Annotated in this window: 1 protein-coding gene; it reads left to right on the forward strand. The window is 57.4% G+C overall.

Translation table 11 applies throughout. The features are described from left to right. On the forward strand, positions 1-292 hold a 292-nt coding region (locus tag XH80_RS02810), incomplete at its 5' end, for a hypothetical protein (protein WP_271597236.1). Positions 293-404 lie beyond the last annotated feature (112 nt).

Genomic DNA, 404 nt, shown 5'->3' on the forward strand with positions numbered 1-404 from the left:
ACCCTCCGGTAAGAACACGGGCAGTGAGGCGCTGGTTTGCTTTGAGCCAGACGTCGATCACAGCAACAAGAGGGAAGTCATGATTGAAGCGTGTGAACTGATCGATATGGAACTCGACGCCGTGTCTGGAGGGTTCTTCGACCTGAGCAATCTGTCCAACAACATCGTCGCGCAGGCGAACACGGCCACGCAGGTTGGTGTGGCTCAGGGCGGCTCCAGCGTCTTCGGTGCCGGTGGTGCCGCTGCCGTCACGCAGCTGCTCGCGCAGTCGAACACCAGTTCGATCGGCTAAGTCACAGATACCAGAGGAGGGAAGTCATGATTGAAGCGTGTGAACTGATCGACATGGAACTCGACGCCGTGTCTGGCGGGTTCTTCGACCTGAGCAATCTGTCCAACAACAT

This window comes from Bradyrhizobium sp. CCBAU 45384, from assembly GCF_028128665.1.
In the GTDB taxonomy this organism is placed as follows: Bacteria; Pseudomonadota; Alphaproteobacteria; order Rhizobiales; family Xanthobacteraceae; genus Bradyrhizobium; species Bradyrhizobium manausense.